We start from the raw sequence: 3535 nt of genomic DNA on the forward strand, positions 1-3535 counted from the left end.
CGATGTCGTCGACCGTCAGGCGGACACCGACCGGCACCAGGACCGCGAGGACGCTGCCGGCCACGAGGATGATCGGCCGGCGGATCACCGCGTCCACGCCGGCGAGCAGCGTGGCCAGGGGCGCCAGTGTGAGGCGCAGCGGAGGGGTCAGGACGGACATCGCGTCACACCCGGTGGATGCTGAGCATCGCGCCGACGGTCCGCAGGATGATCTTGATGTCCATGCCCAGCGACCAGTGCTCGATGTAGTGGTTGTCGAAGCGCACCCGCTCCTCGATCGAGGTGTCGCCGCGCAGGCCGTGGATCTGCGCCCACCCGGTGATCCCGGTCGGCACCCGATGCCGGTCGCCGTACCCGGCGTAGGTGCGCTGGAACTGGTCGACGAAGAACTGACGCTCGGGCCGCGGACCGACCAGCGACATGTCGCCGCGCAGCACGTTCACCAGCTGGGGCAGCTCGTCCAGCGAGCTGAACCGGAGGAACTTGCCGACCTTGCCGAGCCGCACGTCTTCATTGATGTTCCACTTGACCTGCGACTCGCGGTCGTCGGCCGGGGTGAGCGAGCGGAACTTGAGAATGGTGAAGAGCTTGCCGTCGCGGCCCACCCGCTCCTGCCGGAAGAGCACGCCGTGCTTGCCGGAGTCGATCAGCACCAGCAGCGCGCAGATCGCCATGATCGGCGCCAGCAGGATCAGGCCCAGCAGCGCGCCGGAGATGTCGATCAGCCGCTTGACCGCCCACCGCCGCATCTGCGCGGGCTCGGGACGCAGGCGGGCCAGCGGGATGCCGCGCACCCACTCGGTCCGTCCACACCCGACGGCCAGCTCGAAGAGCCGGGGCACCACGTGCACGGTGACCCCGTACCGCCGGCAGCGGCGCAGGGTGGAGACCAGGTCGGCGTCGGGAATGGCGGGGAAGGCGACGATCAGGTGCAGCGGCTTGTAGCGGGCCACCGCCCTCTCCAGGTCGACGGCCGGCGCCAGCACCGGGAGCGTGGGCTCGGCCAGGGTCCGCGGTCCGACGAAGCCGACCGGCGAGATGCCGTAGGTGCGGTCGTCGCGCAGGGCGTCGGCGACGCGTACCGCGAAATCGCCGCTGCCGACCACGATCGCCGCGCGTCCGGGCCGGCGGCGGCGATGCCGCCGGATCAACCGATAGCCGAGGGTACGGGCGGCGACCACACCCGCCAGCAGAGCCGCCGCCCAGATCAGGGGGATCGCGACCAGATCCCGGGGCACCGGGCCGGCGGGGCGGGCCAGCAGCGCGCCACCGGCCACCACGACGGCCGTCGCGACCGCGATGCGCGGCAGGTCGTCGAGCACCGAGAAGTGCAACCGCGCCCGGTAGAGACCGGCCATCGCCAGCGCCACGGCGAACGCGACGACGCGCAGGCCGATGGCGAACTCGGCCACGCCGGCCAGGAAGGAGACACCGGCGATCGCGAGGGCGTCGAGGGCGAGCAGTGCGGAGCCCTCACCGAAGCCCGCGGCGGCCGACCGCACCGGCACCACGGGCACCGGGAGGGGCATCGACGGGCACTCGGTCAGGACGGGGACGCGCCTGCCGGAATTGCGTCCCCACCGGACCACAGAAGCGAATTGATACACGGTCTCCCCCGTCCACAACGGTGTCAGGGAAAAGCGTCGCAGCCGGCGGGGGAGCAATTACAGTCGCAAATGTCATGTCGAACGCGACAAGTTCTCACGTTCTATATGACATTTGACATGTCTTCGCCAGATCGGCCCTCAGCAGGCCATCCGATCATCCGAGGGCCACGTATCACCTCGTTGATCGTCGATCGGCGGCCCATTCGGCGCGGGTGATCGCGTATTCGACGTCGCCGAGTTCATCGCCCGGAATCTTGGCCGGCCAATCTTGATGAAAGGTGCGTACGTATCGCAGACCGGCTTTCTCCATCACCCGGCGGGAGGCGGGGTGAGCGGCCATCGCCTCGGCGTAGACGCGCTCCAGGCCGAGCTCCGCGAAACCCTTGTCGATCAACGCCCGCACGCCCTCCGTGGCGTAGCCGCGCCCCCACTCGGCCCGGCGCAGGCGGTATCCGATCTCCACACCGTCGGAGGGCGGACGATGACGCCCCGGCCGGAACTGGAACCACCCGAGGAAGCGGCCGCCGGCGCGTGCCTCCGCGGCCCAGTATCCGAAGCCGGCGGGCCGGTCGTAGGAGGCGACCATGTAGGGCAGCACGTCGTCGCGCACCTCGGCCCGGGTGGTCGGCCGGCCGCCGTTGATGAAGAACATCACCTCGGGGTCGCTGTCCAGCTCGACGACCAGATCCTCGTCGGCCGCGGTGAACTCGCGGAGGATCATGCGGTCGGTCTCCAGAAACGTCGTCACCAGCCCATTGTCACGCCGGGCAGATCAGGTTGCCCTCGAGCCGATCGCCGTCGGCCGGCATATGGATCGCCACGTCCCGCACGCCGGGGAGTTCGCGAAGGCCCGCGACCGGGGCGCACTCGGGTCCGCCGCCGTGCGTGCGATAGACGAAGGTCTCCGAGAAGGCCTCCGGCCTCAATTGCCGGAGCAACTCGTCGTCCGGTTTGGTCTTCTTGTAGAGCTCGAAGTTCTCCTCCTGGGTGCGGAAGTCGACCTCGTCCGGGGCGGCCCGGTCGACCGCGTCCCGGACGGCGACCCGCTGCGCCTCGTCGATCCCCTGCTCGAGGAACACAATCATCTCGAAGTCGCGTTCCACCCGCGTCTCCCGGACGAACCAGCCACCGCCCGCAAAGCCGCCGAGCCCGCCGATCAGCAGCCCGCCGAGGGCGGCGACGAGCGCGATCGCCCAGCGTGGCAGGCCCGTGCGGGCCGGGACCGGCGGGGGTTCCGGGAAGGGCGCGGCAGGTCCGATCATGCTTTCGAGGGTACGCAGTGGACAGTGCTCGCGCCGCAGGTGTGGCCGCAAGGTGCCGTCAGGCGAAGGCCGGCGCGGCGGACTCCACCTCGGGTGGCCGCGCGATGCAGTGCATCAGGATCTTGTCCGAGCCGCTGACCGCGATCGGCACGGCGTCGCGCACCCACGCCCTGGTCACCGCCCGGGTCTTGGCCCGGCCCAGCATCACCGTCACCGAGCAGGCGGCGCCGACGTCGGGCCGCGCCATCAGCTCGTCCTGCCGGGCCTGCATCATGTCCGTGGTGGCCGGGACCGCGGCGAACGTCTCCCACGCGTGCGCCTCGGTGCACACGATCTGCCGTGGCTTCTGCGCCACGCCGCTCACCACGAACAGGCCACCCCAGCAGAGCGGCTCGGCAGGACAGAACCCCTTCGCGCACTCGTCAAAGCCGGCCGGGACCTCCGAACTCGGCGCGGCCCCGGCGCCGGCCCCGGTGCCCGAGCCCGACCCTTCCGGCCGGAACATCTCCCACGCCCCGAAGCCGGCCGCGACCACCGCCAGCGTCGCCAACACGCCCACGAGAACGGACCAGACCGGGCGGCGTGCTACTACCGGCTGTGCTGCTACCGGCCGCTGAGCCTCCCAGGGCGTTCCGTCCGAGGCGGCGCGCGCCGCCTCGGCCATCG

4 protein-coding genes are annotated in these 3535 nt (G+C 70.9%); all 4 read right to left on the reverse strand.

Annotated elements, in window-relative coordinates; genetic code table 11:
* Window positions 1–164: 164 nt before the first annotated feature.
* A complete protein-coding gene (locus tag AB0M20_RS32605; protein ID WP_364304178.1) occupies window positions 165–1529 on the reverse strand; it encodes a sugar transferase in 1365 nt (454 codons plus the stop codon).
* A gap of 250 nt (window positions 1530–1779) precedes the next feature.
* Entirely contained in the window at window positions 1780–2355 is a 576-nt protein-coding gene (locus AB0M20_RS32610) for a GNAT family N-acetyltransferase (protein WP_364304179.1), read from the reverse strand.
* Window positions 2356–2365: 10 nt separating this feature from the next.
* Window positions 2366–2869, reverse strand: coding sequence for a hypothetical protein (locus tag AB0M20_RS32615; RefSeq protein ID WP_364304180.1), 504 nt, complete (start codon window positions 2867–2869; stop codon window positions 2366–2368).
* Window positions 2870–2927: 58 nt separating this feature from the next.
* Window positions 2928–3535, reverse strand: a 608-nt coding sequence (locus AB0M20_RS32620) for a hypothetical protein (RefSeq protein WP_364304181.1), incomplete at its 5' end; no start/stop codon positions are given.

Origin of the sequence: Actinoplanes sp. NPDC051633 (assembly GCF_040681735.1) — a bacterium.
Taxonomy (GTDB): domain Bacteria; phylum Actinomycetota; class Actinomycetes; order Mycobacteriales; family Micromonosporaceae; genus Actinoplanes.